Genomic DNA, 16,109 nt, shown 5'->3' on the forward strand with positions numbered 1-16,109 from the left:
CTGGTTGCGCGCGCCGGCCTTCGGTCAGCGGTCGATCTCGCCGCGGATGAACCTCTCGACGGCGGCGTGCGCCTGGTCGTCGTTGTACTGCTCCGGCGGCGACTTCATGAAGTAGGAGGACGCCGACAGGATCGGTCCGCCGATGCCCCGGTCCTTGGCGATCTTCGCGGCGCGCACCGCGTCGATGATCACGCCGGCGGAGTTCGGGGAGTCCCAGACCTCGAGCTTGTACTCCAGGTTGAGGGGCGTGTCGCCGAACGACTTGCCCTCCAGCCGGACGTAGGCCCACTTGCGGTCGTCCAGCCACGGCACGTGGTCGGACGGGCCGATGTGCACGTCCGCCTTCGCCATCTCGTGCGGGATCTGCGACGTCACCGACTGCGTCTTGGAGATCTTCTTCGACTGGAGACGCTTGCGCTCCAGCATGTTCATGAAGTCCATGTTGCCGCCGAAGTTGAGCTGGTACGTGCGCAGCAGCTCGACACCGCGGTCCTCGAACAGCCGGGCCATCACCCGGTGCGTGATGGTCGCACCGACCTGCGACTTGATGTCGTCGCCGACGATCGGAACGCCCGCGTCGGTGAACTTCTGGGCCCACTCGGGGTCGCTGGCGATGAACACCGGCAGCGCGTTCACGAACGCGACCTTGGCGTCGAGGGCGCACTGGGCGTAGAAGCGGTCGGCCTCCTCCGAGCCCACCGGCAGGTACGACACGAGGACGTCCACCTCGGCGTCCTTCAGCGCCTGCACCACGTCGACCGGCTCGGCGTCGGACTCCTCGACCATGTCCAGGTAGTACTCGCCGAGGCCGTCGAACGTGTGGCCGCGCTGGACCGTCACCCCGGTCGGCGGGACGTCGGCGAACTTGATCGTGTTGTTCTCGCTGGCGTGGATGGCCTCGGACAGGTCCATCCCGACCTTCTTGGCGTCCACGTCGAACGCCGCGACGAACTCGACGTCACCCACGTGGTAGTCGCCGAACTGCACGTGCATCAGGCCGGGGACTCGCGTATCGGGGGCCGCGTCCTTGTAGAACTCGACACCCTGGACGAGCGAAGAGGCGCAGTTGCCCACACCCACGATGGCCACGCGCACCGAACCCATCCGGTTGCTCCTTCTCTTTGCGATTGCGATCCTCGCCCGCCCGGAGGGCGCCCGCCACCTCCGCGGTGGGGTTCGCCTTTCCGGGGTGGGCCGCCCTAGCGGCCCCTGTCCCGAGGCTTGTCCTGTTTGCTCTGGTCGTTTCTTGCTTGTTGTTCCTGCTCGGCCCGCTCGCGTCCGATGAGCTCGTTGAGCCATCTGACCTCGCGTTCGACCGACTCCAACCCGTGGTTCTGCAGTTCCAGCGTGTAGGAGTCGACTCGTTCGCGGGTCCGCGCCAGCGCGGCGCGGACGCTCTCCAGGCGTTCCTCCAGCCGGCTGCGCCGACCCTCGAGGATCCGCAGCCGGACGTCGGCGCGGGTGTGCGAGAAGAAGGCGAAGTGCACGCCGAACCCCTCGTCCTCCCACGACGCCGGACCGGCCTCGGTGAGGAGCTGCTGGAGGCGCTCCTTGCCGTCCGCGGTGAGCTTGTAAACGATCTTCGACCGGCGGCTCTGCAGTGCCAGCGCCGTGTTCGGCTCCTCCGGCCGATCCTCGATGATCAGCCCGTTGGCAAGGAGCTGTTTGAGGCACGGGTAGAGGGATCCGTACGAAAAGGCGCGGAACATGCCCAGCAGGGTGTTGAGTTGCTTACGCAGCTCGTATCCGTGCATCGGGGATTCGTGCAGCAGGCCGAGCACGGCGAGCTCCAGCACGCCCGCGCCCTTCTTGGCCGCCGCCATCGTCCCACCCCCGTAGAGCCGGATGTCTCGATCCGATGTATCGAGTGAATGTATCGACTCGATACATCGCCAAGATACGTAGTCCGGCCCGCCCTGGCAAGTGGCGAGTTGTCCGTCCGGCTCGTCCGGGCTCTGAGCTGCGGTAACGCGGATCCGACGCTCGAGGCTGATCGTCGTCCACAGGGCGGCGCTCGCCGAAGTCACCCGGATCTACGGGGACGACCCGGCCGCCGCGCCGGACGCGTGAGAGACCACCGCCGAACTCTCCTGGTCGGACCGCAAATCCGGAGAATTCAGGGTGTATGTGGTGGAAGTATGCCAAAGTTGCGCATGGAACCATCTGGCCATGTCGTATGTCCTCGGCCCCGGGGTGCGGAGCCCCGAGCGGTAGACAAGTAAGGAGGAAACACCGGCCGTAGCGTCCGGCCGGGGCGTTGACCAGCCGGAACACCCCTTCGCCGTGCACATGCTCCTCCCGCTCACCAGCCCGCACAGTACGCTTCGGACGGCGCTCGAGCCGCCTTGAGCCGGTGGGTGACCCCGGCCCTCGGCAGCAACCGTTGTCCCCTGTTGATGAGGTCGCGTGAGTAATCCAAGCCAGCCCCGACCGGAACCCGGGTCGCAGAGGCCGGGCGGGCAGCACAACCCCCGTCCCGGCGATTCTGGCGAGCCCGGACAGCCGGATGCCCCGCGCGAGCACGTCGCGCCCGGGCAGCAGGACCAGTCACCGAACTTCATGGGCGACCCCGGCTCCCCTCCGACCGCCCCCACCCCCGCCGTCCCGGCCGCTCCCTCGACGCCGCCGGGCTTCCCCATGGGCTCCACACCGCCGCCCGGGACTCCCCTTCCCCCCGACCCGCCAAGCGGCCACGGCATCCCAAGCGCGCTGAACGCCCCGTCAGGGGGCGCCCCGAACGAGCCGAACGCCACGACCCCCCCAAACGGCCCCGGCGAACCGCCGCTGGGCCCGGTACCGCCAAGCGGCAGCAGTACCCCGGCTTTCGGCACGCCGAGTGCGCCTGCCAACGACCCCGGCCTCCGCCCTGACCCCCTCGATCCGGCTGCGCCCGGGGCACCGATGGGTTCGGCACCGCCGAGCAGCAGCAGTACTCCAAGTTTCGGTACGCCGGGTGTGGCCGCCAGCGGGTCGGGTGCTCCCGGCCCGGTCGAGCCAGGCGCCGGCGAGGCGCCGTTTGGTTCGGCGCCGACGAGCGGTAGCGGCACGCCGGCTTTTGGTACGCCGGGTGTGGCCGCCAGCGGGTCGGGTGGTTCTGGTCCGGTCGAGGCGCCGTTCGGTGCGATGTCGGCGAGCGGCGATAGCACGCCAGGTTTCGGTACGCCGAGTGCGCCTTCCAGTGACCCCGCTTTCGCTCCCGGTGAACCGGGTGCTCCCGGTGCGTTGCCGGCGAGCGGCGGCGGCACGCCGAGTTTTGGTACGCCGGGTGTGCCTTCCAGCGGGCCAGGTGGTCCTGGTCCGGTCGAGGCGCCGTTCGGCGCGATGTCGGCGAGCGGCGATAGCACGCCAGGTTTCGGTACGCCGAGTGCGCCTTCCAGTGACCCCGCTTTCGCTCCCGGTGAACCGGGTGCTCCCGGTGCGTTGCCGGCGAGCGGCGGCGGCACGCCGAGTTTTGGTACGCCGGGTGTGCCTTCCAGCGGGCCAGGTGGTCCTGGTCCGGTCGAGGCGCCGTTCGGCGCGATGTCGGCGAGCGGCGGTAGCACGCCAGGTTTCGGTACGCCGAGTGCGCCTGCCGGCGGGCCTGGCCCGCTCGAGTCGGGTGCGTCCGAGGCGCCGTTCGGCGCGGGCGGTGGTACGCCGGGTTTCGGGACGCCCGGTGTGTCTGCCGGTGATCCCGGCTTCGGCCCCGGTCCGGTTGAGTCGGGTGTGCCCGGGGCGCCGATGGGTTCGGCGCCGCCGAGTGGTGGTGGTACGCCGGGGTTCGGTACGCCGGGTGTGCCTGCCGGCGGGTCGGGTGCTGGTGAGGCGCCGTTCGGTTCGGCGTCGGCGGGCGGTGGTGGCACGCCGGGCTTTGGTACGCCGGGTGTGTCTCCGGGTGGGCCCGGTTCTGTTGATGGGCCGCAGCCTCCGGTTCCCGGTGCAGGTGGCGTGCCGCAGGGGGGCGCTGGCTCCGGTGGTTTTGATTCGGGTGGATTCGCGGCCGGTCGGGCTCAGCCGCTGGGCGGGCCGATGGGCTCGCCTCCGCCCGGGGGGCCGGGTCTGCCGAATGCCGGTGCGCCCATGGACTCCGCGATGGGCAATGCCGCCGGGCCCGGGGCGCCGCCTCAAGGTGTCGGACCTGGAGGGCCCGGGGGGCCGGGTGCGGGCGTGTCCGGTGGGACGCCGGGGGCGTTCGGTGCGGGGGGAGCGGTCGGTGGGCCGGGGCGGCATGCCGCCGGTGGGGCTGGAATGGCCGGTGCCGCGGGATTCGGGACGGTCGGGAACGGCGTCCGGGAGAAGCTCGGTGGGCTCGGGAAGGTCGGGCAGGAGCTCGGGTCCAAGGTCACCGGCAGATTCCGTGGCCGTGGCACACGCGCGGCCCGTCGTTCTGGAGGGCCCGCGGGTCCCGGTGGGCCTGGAGGGACGCCGCCCGGGACGGGTAAGCCCGCACCGAAGAAGCTGCTCGATCATCTGCGGTCCCGGGGGACGGGATGGCGCAAGTACCTTCCGTCCTGGAAGGTCGTGGCCGGTGTGTGCGGGCTCGGGATCGCGGCGTTCATCACGCTGATCTGGGTCGCCTACGCCAACACGCCGACGCCCGCCGAACCCACGGTGGCCGGTGTCGAGGACCAGGCGTCGATCTTCTACTACACCGACGGCACCGAGATCGGACGGATCGGCAAGAAGCGGCAGAGCGTCGAGCTGAACAAGGTGCCGCCGTTCGTCCAGGACGCGGTGCTGGCGGCGGAGAACCGCAGCTTCCGCACCGACCCCGGCTTCTCCGTCAAGGGGACGACCCGGGCCGTGTGGAAGAACCTGACCGGCGGGTCGGGCGGCGGGTCCACGATCACGCAGCAGCTCGCGAAGAACTACTACTCCGACCCGAACAACCGGACCGTCAACCGGAAGTTCAAGGAACTGTTCATCTCGCTGAAGCTGGAAGAGCGGTACACCAAGGACGAGATTCTCAAGCTGTACCTGAACACCATCTACTTCGGCCGTGACACGTACGGCATCCAGGCGGCGTCCCGCGAGTACTTCGGGACGGACGTGTGGAAGCTCAAGCCCGACCAGGCGGCGTTCCTCGGCGGCATCATCCAGAACCCCAACCGAGACCCGGGGGAAAAGGAGAACCAGGCGTGGGTGACCGGGAGGTACCAGTACACGCTCAAGGGCATGGTCTCGATGGGCAAGCTCAGCCAGGCCGAGGCCGACAAGTACATGAACAAGCTGCCCGCGATCAAGGAGGCGGGCACCGGTAACCAGCTGTACGGCGGGCAGCGCGGCTACATGTTGATGCGGGCCAAGGAGGAACTCCGCAGGCTGGGCATCGACAACAAGGAGCTGACGACCAAGGGCCTGCGCGTCTACACGACGTTCGACCGCAAGCGGATGGCGATGGCCAAGCGGGCGGCGGAGCAGACCGTCCCGCAGGTCAATCCGAAGAAGCTGGCGCAGAAGAAGATCCGCGTCGGGCTGGTCTCGGTGAACAGCGCGAACGGCGAGGTCGTCGCGTTCTACGGCGGCCCCGACTACCTGGACCAGGCGTTCGACAACGTGTGGCAGGGCAGGGCGCAGGCCGGGTCGGCGATGAAGCCGTATGTGCTGGCGACGGCACTGAAGCAGAACTACAGCCTCAAGAGCATGGTGGAGGGCCGGTCGAGGATCCCCATCAACCCCGAGGGCAACGTCGTCCCGGAGAGCGACTCGTCGGGCGTGAAGGTGCCGAACAGCCATGAGGTGGCGCCGGCGGTCAACCTCATCACGGCGACGGAGGAGTCGGTGAACACCGCGTTCATCCAGCTGATGGGCAAGGTGGGTATCCAGGAGGTCATCAAGACCGCGACCGACGCCGGTGTCGCGTCCGATCTCCTGAAGCCGCACGACTGCTGCCTGAACCTGGCGCTGGGCGTCAACGACATCCGTCCGATCGAGCAGGCGGCGGGCTACGCCGTGTTCGCGAACGGCGGCATGTACCACCAGCCGCACGTGATCCGGCAGGTCAAGCAGACCGACAACAAGACGGTGCGGCTCAAGCCGAAGTACACCAAGCGCCGGGTCTTCAGCCCGCGGGTCGCGGCGGACGCCACCTACGCGATGCGCCAGGTCATCCTGGGCGGTACCGCGACGGCGGCGCGGCTGCCGGACGGACGCCAGGCCGCCGGCAAGACCGGAACGACCGACCGGAACGTCGCGACGTGGTTCGTCGGATACGTGCCCCAGGTCTCCACCGCGGTGACGCTCTACAACGACTCGGTGGGGCCGGACAAGAGGAAGAAGTCGGTGGTCCTGCCGGGGATCGGGCAGGTGGAGGGCGGTACGATTCCCGCCCGCATCTGGCGGTCCTACATGTCGGACGCGTTGCGCGGGATCGACGCCAAGCAGTTCCCACCGCCCGTGTGGGGCGGCATCACCCAGACGTGGGCGAAGCCCCCGGAGGAGAAGAAGCCGAAGAGGCCGCCGTGGTGCGACGGGCCGCTCGGCCAGTACGACCCGCGCTGTCGGGACGACGGCGACGGCCCCGGCGGCCCCGGCGGCCCCGGTGGCCCCGGCGGCGACAAGCCGCCGTGCCAGTCGCCGTTCCCCGACCCCAACTGCAACCCGAACAAGCCGCCGAGCGATCCGCCGCCGCAGTGGTGGTGCAACATGCACCAGGGCCATCCCGCCTGCCGGTTCCGGCGGGACGGTGACGGCCGCGGTCTCAACCGTCCGAACGCGGCGACCGTCGTTCCGCTGATGCCGCCGGGAAGGCCCCCGGAATGAACCGGAGGGCCGTCCAGCCCGAACGATTCGACCGGCTCGCCTCGTGCCGACGGGGCGAGCCGAAAATCAACACATGTCCGTATATCAGTACGACTCCATGCGTGGCCGCATGTCAGCGGGCGAGACCATGCCCGCGGGGTGGCCGGAAGCCCTACCAGGCTTGCATCCCCGGCCCCCGCGCCGCCGGGCGCGCAGTACTCTCTGACGACGCACAGCCGTACCCCAGTTGATGAGGACGCGTGAGTAACCGAAGCCCATACGGACCGGAATTCGGAGATGGCCCCGACCGGAGGGGGGCCCGCCGCTCCGGCGGCGCGGGATCGCCGTCCGGTGCGCCGCGGGGCGGAGCGTCCGGCGACCCCGGCCGGACCCCACGCCCCGGTGGCGGGAGGTCGGGTGGACGTGGCGGGCCCGCACGGATGGGCGGCAACGGCCGGCGTCGCGGTACGCCCGCGGCGATGCGTCAGGGGCCGAGCGCTCCGCCGGTCCGTTCGGGTCGTCCCGGCCGCCCGCAAGGCGCCCCTGGCGGACCTCCCGGCCCGCCCATGGGTCCCGGTGGACCTGGCGGGCCCGGTGGCCCGAGGGGTCCCGGCGGTCCGGGTGGGCCAGGCGGTCCGGGTGGACCTGGTGGACCTGGTGGACCTGGTGGGCCGCAAGGTCCCGGCGGTCCGGGGCGACGCGGCGGTCCCGGGGACAACGGGGACACCGGTTTCTGGGGCGAGAGCGACCGGCGCTCGGACGGCGGCAAGGAGAAGAAGACCGGCTGGCGGCGGTACGTGCCGTCCTGGAAGGTCGTCGTCGCCGTCGTCAGCGTGCTGATCCTCGGCATGGCGGCGCTGGTCATCGTCGCGTACGCCAACACCCCGATCCCGACGGAGAAGCAGCAGGACGCGCTTCGCCAGGAGTCGGTGATCATGTTCTCGGACGGGTCACCGCTCGCCCGCATCGGCACCCACCGCGAGGACATCCCGCTCAGCAAGGTCCCGAAGCATGTGCAGGACGCGGTCCTGGCCGCCGAGCACCGCGGCTTCTGGCATGAGCCGGGCATCTCGCCGACCGGTATCGCGGGCGCGTTCTACCGGGCGGTCGTCGGCGGCGAGGTCGCCGGCGCCTCGACGATCACCCAGCAGATGGCGCGGAACTACTACGCGGGCCTCAGCCGTGACCGGACGGCCAGCCGGAAGATCAAGGAGATCCTCATCTCCATCCGCCTCGGCCGCGAGATGGACAAGGCGAAGATCCTTGAGCTGTACCTGAACACGGTCCCGTTCGGGCGCCGGTCGTACGGCATCCAGGCGGCGTCCCGCGCCTACTTCCACAAGCCCATCACCGACGTCAACGTGTCCGAGGCGGCGATGCTCGCCGCGCTGATCCAGCGGCCGTCGTACTTCAAGACCTTCGGCCCGGCGTCCGACCCGGCCAAGCAGGCGTTGATCAACCGCTGGAACTACGTCCTCGACGGCATGGTCGAGGAGGGCTGGCTCGACTCGGGCAAGCGCGCCGCGGCGCAGTTCCCGCAGACCCAGGAGAACTGGAGCGACGTCCCGGAAGACCCGAACACCGGCTACCTGCGCGACCGCGTGATCGCCGAACTGAACCGGCTCGGCATCGACGACCAGATGCTGGAGACCGGCGGGCTGCGGATCAAGACGACGTTCAACAAGGATCTGCAGAACTACATGAACAAGGCCGTCAAGCAGATCCACAAGGAGAACGGGCTCAACTCGGAGATCAAGTTCGGGCTGGCCGCGATCGACCCGAAGACGGGCGGGGTCATCGCCGCGTACGGCGGCCCCGACTACCGCAAACAGCAGTTCGACAACTCCTTCCAGGGTGAGGTGCAGCCCGGTTCGTCGTTCAAGCCGATCGTGCTGGCCACCGCGCTCGACCAGGGCATCAGCCTCCAGACGATGATGGACGGCTCCTACAAGCGGACGATCAACGGCGCGACGTTCACCAACGACAACCGGTCGGAGAACGGCGTCTACTCGCTCAAGCAGATGACGGCGATGTCCATCAACACGTCGTACGTCGAGCTGGGGCAGCGGGTCCAGCTTCCCAAGGTCATCGAGATGGCCAAGAAGATGGGCATCCCGGAGAAGACCGAGAACCTCGACCCCTCGTACACCTCGCTGCCGCTCGGTGTCATCGACGCGAGCGCCGTCACGATGGCGTCCGTCTACTCGACGTTCGCCGCGGAGGGCAAGCACCGGGACGCGCACGTCATCGCCGAGATCACCACCAACAAGAACGGCCCGGTCACGAACAAGGACGGCAAGCTCCTGGAGAAGCTGCCCTGGGAGAAGCCCCGAACGGTCTTCTCGGCGGGTGTCGCCCGGGACGCCACGTCCGCGATGCGGGCGGTCGTCACCTCCGGTACCGGTCAGCGCGCGAGCCTCGGCGCCCGTCCGGTGGCCGGCAAGACCGGTACGACGGACGAGAACAAGTCCGCCTGGTTCGTCGGCTACACCCCGGAGCTCGTGACGGCGTCGGCGATGTGGCGGCAGGACAAGGCCGGAAACCGCAAGTCGCTGATCGGGGTCGGTAACTACGACCAGGTTTACGGTGGTACCGTCCCGGCCGATCTGTTCAAGCGGTTCATGCTGAAGGCCCTGGAGGGCAAGCAGATCACGCAATTCGGGCCGCCCGCCAATGTCGGCCAGCTCGCCCCGTGGTCGAAGGCCGAGCCGAAGCCGACCACGTCTCCGACACCGAAGGCGTCGGAGACGCCGAGGTGCGAGCCGGACAGGCCGCGGCCGGGTTGCGAGTCGCAGACGCCGACTCCGCCGACCTCGCCGTCGCCGCCGTCGCCGGGTGAGGTGCCGTGCGACCGGTTCAACATGCCGATCGGCTGCAATCCGGACCTTCCCCCGAAGGGCGACAAGACCTGGTGGTGCGCGCAACCGGCCCACCAGAATCATCCCGAGTGCCGCGACGTGGAACCGCCGGACCCGAACGACCCGAACGGCAACTAGCACTAAGTGGAACGGCCCGGAGCCCGCCATCGGCTCCGGGCCGTTCCGCGTGCTCAGACCGTGCCCGGCCGAGGTGGGTGTGACGGACCAATAGTCTTGCTGTCCATGGCGTCGCCTTCTAAGAGGCTCGGGAAGTCCGCTGCCGGAAACGACAGTGACGACGGGAACGGCCGTCCGGGCAGATTCGCGCGGCTGATCCCGGTGCTGACCGGCCTCACCGCCCTGATGGGATTGCTGGGCTGGTTGCAGAAGCAGCCGTGCGCGTCAGCGAACTTCGACTTCATCAAGACGACGACGAACGCCTGCTACACCGACATCTATCCGCTGTACTACGTGCGCGGACTGAACGACGGCAAAGTCCCGTACTTCGACTCGTTCACCGGTTCCGACACCATCCACTACGTCGAATACCCGGTCCTCAGTGGCGGCTTCATGCAGCTGGTGGCGTGGCTGGTGAAACCGTTCGGCGTGGACGAACGCGGCATGGCGTTCTTCAACGTGACCGTGCTGATCCTCATCGTCCTCGCGATCGTGGCCGTCCTCGCCACCGCGTACGTGGCGGGACGCCGTTCACTGCGAACCGGCCTGATGGTGGCGCTGTCACCGGCCTTGCTGCTCACCGCGTCCATCAACTGGGACCTGCTGGCGGTGGCACTCTCCGCACTCGCCCTGGCCGCATGGTCGGCGCGCCGCCCGACGCTCGCCGGGGCGCTGCTGGGGCTCGCGATCGCGGCGAAGTTCTACCCGCTACTGTTCCTCGGCCCCCTTATTCTGCTGTGCATACGCGCCGCGCAGTGGCGCGCCATGGGCCGCATGCTCGTCGGCACCGCCGCCGCGTGGCTACTCGTCAACCTGCCCGTGATGATTTTCGCGTGGGACGGTTGGCGAGAGTTCTACTCCTTCAGCCAGAAACGCGGCGTCGACTGGGGCTCCATCTTCTTCTACCTGCAAGACCACGGGCTGGAAAAGGCCACGTCCGACACCGAAACACTCAATCTCCTGGGCACGGGAACCTTCCTCGTCCTCGCGGCGGGAATCGCCGTCCTCACATTCGTGGCACCGACGCGACCCCGCCTGCCGCAGCTGATGTTCCTCGTCCTGGTCGCGTTCATGCTGCCGAACAAGGTCTGGTCGCCGCAGTACGTGTTGTGGCTACTGCCACTCGCGGTCTTGGCCCGTCCGAAGCTCCCCGCGTTCGTGGTGTGGCAACTCGGCGAGATCGCCTACTTCTTCGGAATCTGGTGGTTCCTGCTGTCGGTGTCCGCACAGACCCCGGGCCAGGACCTGTCGGGCACGATGTCGGCGGTGCTGAGCCTGGACGCCCCGGACGGCGGGATCAACGAGGACGTCTACCATCTGGCCCTGTTCGCCCGGTTCGTAACCGTCCTGGCACTGGCCGCCCTGGTGGTGTGGGACGTGCTGCGCCCGTCCAGCGACCTCATCCGTGCGGACGGCGCAGACGACCCGTCCGGCGGTTTCCTGGACGGCGCGGACGACGTAATCGCCCTGAACCGACTGAAACGCCGACGCGGCACCCACCACACCAGCGTCCCCCTGACCCCCTAGCAAACAACCCTAAGCGCCCCGGGCGTCCGCACCCTCCAGCCACGCGCCACCGTCCAATCAAGGCGACAGATCTGACGCCACGCCCAAAACAAGCCGAAGCCACGACTCAAAGCGTCCCGCTGCCTGCGACAACAGGCAGCAGGACAGCACTTGCGCAATAACACCAAGTTCGCGGACGGCCGAGCTGCGGAACCTGATGAGGAGGCTCGGACAGGACATCACCGCCACCCGCGCCGTGGAGGTGGTCGTGGCCGCCGACGCCAACGCGGACGGCAAGATCTCCCTGGAGGAGTTCGCCGCGTTGATGGAGCGGACCGCCGGCCGTTGAGGCCGTCCCCGTGGCTTCTTCGTGGCTTCTTCGTGGCTTCTTGGTGGCTTCTTGGTGGCTTCTTCGTGGCGTGGTCAGGTCCGGCGTCGGCGGAGCTTGAGAAAGTTGTCGTTGCGGGTGACGGTGCTTCCGTCGTGGGTGGTCTGGACGTGTTCGTGCTCGCCGCTGTGCAGGACGTCCCAGGCGCCGTCCGGCAGCCGTAGGTCGGCCAGCACCTCGTCGGGGGTGGGCAGGGGGGTGTCCGCGTGCGGGTCCCAGGGCGGGAGGGCCGGACGAACTGGACGACCTGCTGGAGAACCTGCCTGCGGCCGACCCCACCACCAGAACGCGCATCGAGGTCACCGAAGGACCCGCGCGAAGTTGCGGAGGTGTTCGCGGGGCTGCTGCGTCCGGGCGGGGAGTTCGCCGACCGGTTCGAGCACGTCGTCTTCGCGGTCTGGGACACCGCCGAGGGCGCCCCCAGGCACCCGGCTGCGGTATGAGTGGCCGGACGAGGGCTCTACCGGCACTTAGAGGCACGCCTGCGCCCCTGGCCCAACCCATCCGCTGCCCTGCATCGGTGGCAGCAGGCAGCATGGACGGCTAGTCCGACGAGGGCTTGGAAGCTGCAGTGTGAGCGGTCAAGCGGGGGCTTTGGAGGTCCTTCGAGGTACGTCTGTGGACGGCTAGAGCGCCCGCTGCCATGCGCTGCGGCAGCAGGCAGCAGGCAGCAGGCAGCGGGCATGAGGGCGCTCTATCCAGTGATGCTGAGTTCACTGAGGGCCTGGCTGTGGCGCTCTGAAAGAGGCCTTAGTGGCGCAGCGCGTCTATGAACCACTCGAACATCGGTGTGACCGGTGGCTGGGCGGGCCAGCCGTTGATGGTGGCGAGAAGGTGCCAGTAGCGTTCCGCCCGTACGTCGGTGCCGACTTCCAGGCGTTCCAGCAGCTCCCGCCTGAACTCGGTGTTGTCAGTGCTTCCGGACGAGGCCGCGTAGGCGGCGACCAGTTCGTCGACGATGGGTCGCGCCGCCTCGGAGTCGGGTGCGATGCCGTCCGCGATCGCGGCCCCCACCCTCTCTCCCGTCAACTGCGCGAGGGCCTGCGGGTCGTTCGGGCCGGAGCCGCGGGCGTTGTCCGCCGCCTGGAACTCGGCCATCCGCCGCACCGACGCGCGGAAATCGGGGTCGCCGACCAGTTCGGCGAGCTCCACCCACGCGTCGACCTGCTCAGGCTCGGGGTCGTCGGGCAGGTCCGGCAGCCCGGACCGCATCCTCGCCACGAACTCGGGGTCGATGTCGAGCCCGGCGAACGACTCGTCGATGAAGTCGGTGATGATGCGCCGACGTTCCTCATCGGACAGCCGGGCGAGCTTGTTCATCAGTTCGATCTCCTCTGGACTGGATCCGCGTTTCGCGATCGCCCGCAGCACGGCCCGGCGCAGTCGGAGCGTCCGGATCTGCACGTCCATGGCCTCCGCGTGCGCCGCCGCGACCTCCCCGACGCCGATCTCGCGGTCCAGCACCCGCCGGACCGTGCCGAGATCGATGCCGAGGTCGCGCAGCGTCCGCACCAGGTCGAGGCGCGCGACGGCAGCCGCGTCGTACAGCCGGTAGCCGGCCGCGGTACGGCAGGTCGGCGGCACCACGCCCGTGTCGGAGTAGAACCGGATCGTCCGCACCGCGAGCCCGGTGCGGCGTGCCAGATCCCCGATCGTGTACAGGGTGTCGCCGTCCATGCCGTCCACCATGGGGGCTCCAGTGACTAGAGAGTCAACACGGCACCATCATGAAACGACGGCGGAAATGCCCAGAAGGTCTAGTAGGTGGGGTCCTGAGAGATGCTCCACCATGCCGCGCCGTAGATCCCCACGATCACGATCCAGTAGAGCAGTCCGATCACGAAGAAGAGGTAACCGAGGATCAGCCCGGTCACGGCCATGCCGTTGCCGCCCTCACCCGTCCGCTTGATCTGGCTCTGCGCGACGTGCCCGAAAATGACGGCGCCGAGGGAGAAGACCAGCACGCCGCAGGACAGCACGCCGACGATGCCCAGCACCATCGAAGCGATGGCCATGCCGTTGTTGCGCGGAGGGACCGGCGGGCCCGAACCGTAGTAATGGTGCTGGACGGACTGGGGCTGGGAGTACTGCTGGGCGTACGGATCCTGCGACCCGTAACCGTAGGGGTCGTACGGAGGCTGTGCCATAGAGTTCCCGATCGGTTCGCGCGCCCGCCGCCGAAGAGAACGCGCGTGCGCTGGAGACTGGATTCCGGATTATGTCAGTCTGACGTGACCTTCGGCTTGTGTCGTCTTCGTGGTCTGTTACGTGCATTAGATGTTGTGTCGCACGCGCGGGTTCCCACCGCATCGCCGATCAAAGTCTGGAACGCAACCACGCGATGTCTTCGGCCTGGCCGTCCGCGGGCGTCTCCACCACGACCGGAGCGTCGGCCGCCCTGACCACGGCCAGGATCGCCTCCGGGTCGATGGTTCCGCGGCCCAGATTGGCATGCCGGTCGGCGCCCGACCCGAACGAGTCGCGACTGTCGTTGCAGTGCACCAGATCTATCCGCCCGGTAATCGCCTTGATCCGGTCGACGGCGTCCACGAGTTCCTCCCCCGCCGCGTGCGCGTGGCAGGTGTCGAGACAGAACCCGAGTTTTGACTCCAGCCCCGCGACCCCGGACAGCACCTCCCACAGCCGGGCGATCCGATCGAACTTGCGCGCCATCGCGTTTCCGCCGCCCGCGGTGTTCTCGATGTAGACCGGCACCGGGCACTCGACCCTCTCGAACACCTTGCGCCAGTTCTCGAACCCCAACTCCGGATCGTCGTCCTTCAACACATGCCCGCCATGAACGATCAGCGCCTTCGCACCGATCGACGCGGCCGCCTCCAACTGCTGGGTGAGATTCTTCCGGCTCGGGATGCGAATCCTGTTGTTGGACGTCGCCACGTTGATCGTGTACGGAGCATGGATGAAGACGTCCACGCCGGACCCGGCCAGCGCCTCCACACCCTCCGGCATGACGGGCTTTTTCCACCCCTGCGGATCACCGAGAAAGAACTGAACGACGTCGGCGCCGACCGCGCGGGCGCTATCAAGCGGGTTGATCTGATCGACGTGGGCTCCGATGCGCATCCCCCGAGCCTAACCCCGCCCCCCGACAACCCCAGGCCCCCGCCAACCCGGATCCGCATCAAGCTCTGTGCCTTCGTCAGCGTCGGGCCTGCCCTTGCGCGGGGCCCGTCCTTGCGCGGGGCCCGTCCTTGCGTGGGGCCTGCCCTTGCGTGGGGCCTGCCCTTGCGTGGGGCCTGCCCTTGCGCGGGGCCCGTCCTTGCGTGGGGCCTGCCCTTGCGGGACGTGTGTGGGTTCGCGGTGGTGGCGTCCGCGGTGGTGATCGTGGTGGTGTGGCGGGCGGCCTTCGGGGACAGGTGTCAGATCGAGAAGCCGCCGTTGTTCAGGGCGAAGGCGGTGCCCATGAATGAGGCGACCATGCCGATGACGTTCAGCCAGCGTTCGTTCGTCGTCGCGGAGATCATCTGGGAGTACAGGGCGAGTGGTAGGCCGATCACGCCTGCTATCGCGCCGGGGAGGTGGGTCGCCGGAATCCAGCCCATGATGAGGGCGGCGAGCCCGATCGTGACCGCGGCGACGGCGAGGATGTCCTGGTAGCGGTGGGATTCGGCCTTGGGGACGGCGGTCGCCTGCCGCTCAGTCCTTGTTGCCTCCTGTGGCATCGGGATCCTCCTCCAGGTCAGGTTTCCCGCGTAGGGGGCGCACGGCGCACACGGGAACCGACGGACCATGCCAGTTAAGGGGTTCCCAGCACGGCCGGGGATCAACCTGCGGGGGCGGACGGAAAATGTCCGCGGCAGGCGGTACTGTCGAACATGGATTCGAAGAACGCCGGCTCGGTTCAGACCTCCCGAGGGGAAGCGGGAGGGGAGCAGGAGGTGCACCATCGTGACGAAGGCGCAGTTGGGACTGATCGGTGACGCGGAGCTCGTGGAGGAGTTGTCGCTGCTCACGACCCAGACCGCTCGTATGCGCGCTCGTATGGCCGACATCATGGCGGAGCTGGAACGGCGGCGCTGCGCGCGGTCCGTCCAGCCGAAAGCGAGGCGATGACGACGTCCCGCGACCGATGCGAAACCCGTGGCGGCGGCCGCAAGGCCCCACGAGGCGCCACCGGCTGACACTCCGTCCTTGCCGGGGGGCGGCGCCGGTCAGCTCGTGGGCGGGGATCCGGAAGGCGACCCCGGCGAAGGCCGTCACCGGAGACGGCGCGGGTCGTGTGCGCGGTGCCGGCCGAACGTTCGCCGCCCGAGCCCGCTGCGAGCCGCGCCGCCGTCCAGCGGTCCGTCGCACGGATCAAAGGGCCGTTGCACGAATGGACGGCGGCTGGCGCCTGGGACTGGCGGCGTCCCACATGTGCAGGCGGCGGCGTCCAACAGGAGGGCTGTCCCTTTTGCGGGCACGGGTGAGGGCGGACGGGAGGAACGTGCGCGGTACTG

The 16,109-nt window shown here is 68.8% G+C and carries 13 protein-coding genes and 1 pseudogene; 7 read left to right on the plus strand and 7 right to left on the minus strand.

Features of this window, described 5'->3' with window-relative positions:
* Nucleotides 1-24: 24 nt before the first annotated feature.
* Together BZB76_RS03700 and BZB76_RS03705 are read right to left on the minus strand one after the other, a co-directional pair.
* A complete protein-coding gene (locus BZB76_RS03700; RefSeq protein WP_121432847.1) occupies nt 25-1,104 on the minus strand; it encodes an inositol-3-phosphate synthase in 1,080 nt (359 codons plus the stop codon).
* 95 nt (nt 1,105-1,199) lie between these two features.
* On the minus strand, nt 1,200-1,823 hold the full coding sequence (locus BZB76_RS03705; protein ID WP_121432848.1) for a PadR family transcriptional regulator: 624 nt from the start codon (nt 1,821-1,823) through the stop codon (nt 1,200-1,202).
* Nucleotides 1,824-2,085: 262 nt separating this feature from the next.
* Between BZB76_RS03705 and BZB76_RS34555 the strand changes: the two are divergent.
* From BZB76_RS34555 to BZB76_RS36275, 5 genes and pseudogenes are all read left to right on the plus strand, one after another.
* A pseudogene (locus BZB76_RS34555) lies at nt 2,086-2,214 on the plus strand (DUF5318 family protein); the annotation flags it as partial.
* A 2,013-nt stretch (nt 2,215-4,227) separates the two neighbouring features.
* Complete coding sequence (locus BZB76_RS03710; protein ID WP_170180496.1) at nt 4,228-6,741, plus strand: transglycosylase domain-containing protein; 2,514 nt, start codon at nt 4,228-4,230, stop codon at nt 6,739-6,741.
* Nucleotides 6,742-7,517: 776 nt separating this feature from the next.
* Nucleotides 7,518-9,716, plus strand: coding sequence for a transglycosylase domain-containing protein (locus BZB76_RS03720; RefSeq protein WP_246006731.1), 2,199 nt, complete (start codon nt 7,518-7,520; stop codon nt 9,714-9,716).
* Between the two features lie 105 nt (nt 9,717-9,821).
* Nucleotides 9,822-11,282, plus strand: coding sequence for a glycosyltransferase family 87 protein (locus tag BZB76_RS03725; protein ID WP_121433428.1), 1,461 nt, complete (start codon nt 9,822-9,824; stop codon nt 11,280-11,282).
* A gap of 196 nt (nt 11,283-11,478) precedes the next feature.
* Nucleotides 11,479-11,610, plus strand: coding sequence for a hypothetical protein (locus tag BZB76_RS36275; protein WP_121432850.1), 132 nt, complete (start codon nt 11,479-11,481; stop codon nt 11,608-11,610).
* A gap of 74 nt (nt 11,611-11,684) precedes the next feature.
* On the opposite strand, the gene BZB76_RS34565 is transcribed toward BZB76_RS36275, so the two are convergent.
* Entirely contained in the window at nt 11,685-11,825 is a 141-nt protein-coding gene (locus BZB76_RS34565) for a hypothetical protein (protein ID WP_170180497.1), read from the minus strand.
* 30 nt (nt 11,826-11,855) lie between these two features.
* On the opposite strand from BZB76_RS34565, the gene BZB76_RS35665 reads away from it, so the two are divergent.
* Complete coding sequence (locus BZB76_RS35665; RefSeq protein WP_246006732.1) at nt 11,856-12,092, plus strand: hypothetical protein; 237 nt, start codon at nt 11,856-11,858, stop codon at nt 12,090-12,092.
* A 307-nt stretch (nt 12,093-12,399) separates the two neighbouring features.
* Here BZB76_RS35665 and BZB76_RS03740 read toward each other — a convergent pair whose 3' ends face one another.
* The 4 genes from BZB76_RS03740 to BZB76_RS03755 all read right to left on the minus strand — a co-directional run bounded on the left by BZB76_RS03740 (nt 12,400) and on the right by BZB76_RS03755 (nt 15,332).
* Nucleotides 12,400-13,326, minus strand: coding sequence for a MerR family transcriptional regulator (locus BZB76_RS03740; protein WP_121433429.1), 927 nt, complete (start codon nt 13,324-13,326; stop codon nt 12,400-12,402).
* 80 nt (nt 13,327-13,406) lie between these two features.
* On the minus strand, nt 13,407-13,796 hold the full coding sequence (locus BZB76_RS03745) for a DUF4190 domain-containing protein (RefSeq protein WP_121432851.1): 390 nt from the start codon (nt 13,794-13,796) through the stop codon (nt 13,407-13,409).
* A 169-nt stretch (nt 13,797-13,965) separates the two neighbouring features.
* Nucleotides 13,966-14,733 carry a deoxyribonuclease IV gene (locus tag BZB76_RS03750; protein WP_121432852.1) on the minus strand — a complete coding sequence of 256 codons (768 nt, stop codon included), beginning with the start codon at nt 14,731-14,733 and terminating at the stop codon, nt 13,966-13,968.
* A 296-nt stretch (nt 14,734-15,029) separates the two neighbouring features.
* A complete protein-coding gene (locus BZB76_RS03755; protein ID WP_121432853.1) occupies nt 15,030-15,332 on the minus strand; it encodes a hypothetical protein in 303 nt (100 codons plus the stop codon).
* A 226-nt stretch (nt 15,333-15,558) separates the two neighbouring features.
* Between BZB76_RS03755 and BZB76_RS34570 the strand changes: the two genes are divergently transcribed.
* On the plus strand, nt 15,559-15,723 hold the full coding sequence (locus tag BZB76_RS34570) for a hypothetical protein (RefSeq protein WP_170180498.1): 165 nt from the start codon (nt 15,559-15,561) through the stop codon (nt 15,721-15,723).
* Nucleotides 15,724-16,109 lie beyond the last annotated feature (386 nt).

This window comes from Actinomadura pelletieri DSM 43383, from assembly GCF_003634705.1.
Lineage (GTDB): Bacteria > Actinomycetota > Actinomycetes > Streptosporangiales > Streptosporangiaceae > Spirillospora > Spirillospora pelletieri.

What these genes read in the sequence shown, in the direction of transcription:
- BZB76_RS03700 (WP_121432847.1), bottom strand. Translation starts at nt 1,104, where the DNA reads ATGGGTTCGGTGCGCGTGGCCATCGTGGGTGTGGGCAACTGCGCCTCT.
- BZB76_RS03705 (WP_121432848.1), bottom strand. Translation starts at nt 1,823, where the DNA reads ATGGCGGCGGCCAAGAAGGGCGCGGGCGTGCTGGAGCTCGCCGTGCTC.
- BZB76_RS03710 (WP_170180496.1), top strand. Translation starts at nt 4,228, where the DNA reads ATGGCCGGTGCCGCGGGATTCGGGACGGTCGGGAACGGCGTCCGGGAG.
- BZB76_RS03725 (WP_121433428.1), top strand. Translation starts at nt 9,822, where the DNA reads ATGGCGTCGCCTTCTAAGAGGCTCGGGAAGTCCGCTGCCGGAAACGAC.
- BZB76_RS36275 (WP_121432850.1), top strand. Translation starts at nt 11,479, where the DNA reads ATGAGGAGGCTCGGACAGGACATCACCGCCACCCGCGCCGTGGAGGTG.
- BZB76_RS03740 (WP_121433429.1), bottom strand. Translation starts at nt 13,326, where the DNA reads ATGGACGGCGACACCCTGTACACGATCGGGGATCTGGCACGCCGCACC.
- BZB76_RS03745 (WP_121432851.1), bottom strand. Translation starts at nt 13,796, where the DNA reads ATGGCACAGCCTCCGTACGACCCCTACGGTTACGGGTCGCAGGATCCG.
- BZB76_RS03750 (WP_121432852.1), bottom strand. Translation starts at nt 14,733, where the DNA reads ATGCGCATCGGAGCCCACGTCGATCAGATCAACCCGCTTGATAGCGCC.
- BZB76_RS03755 (WP_121432853.1), bottom strand. Translation starts at nt 15,332, where the DNA reads ATGCCACAGGAGGCAACAAGGACTGAGCGGCAGGCGACCGCCGTCCCC.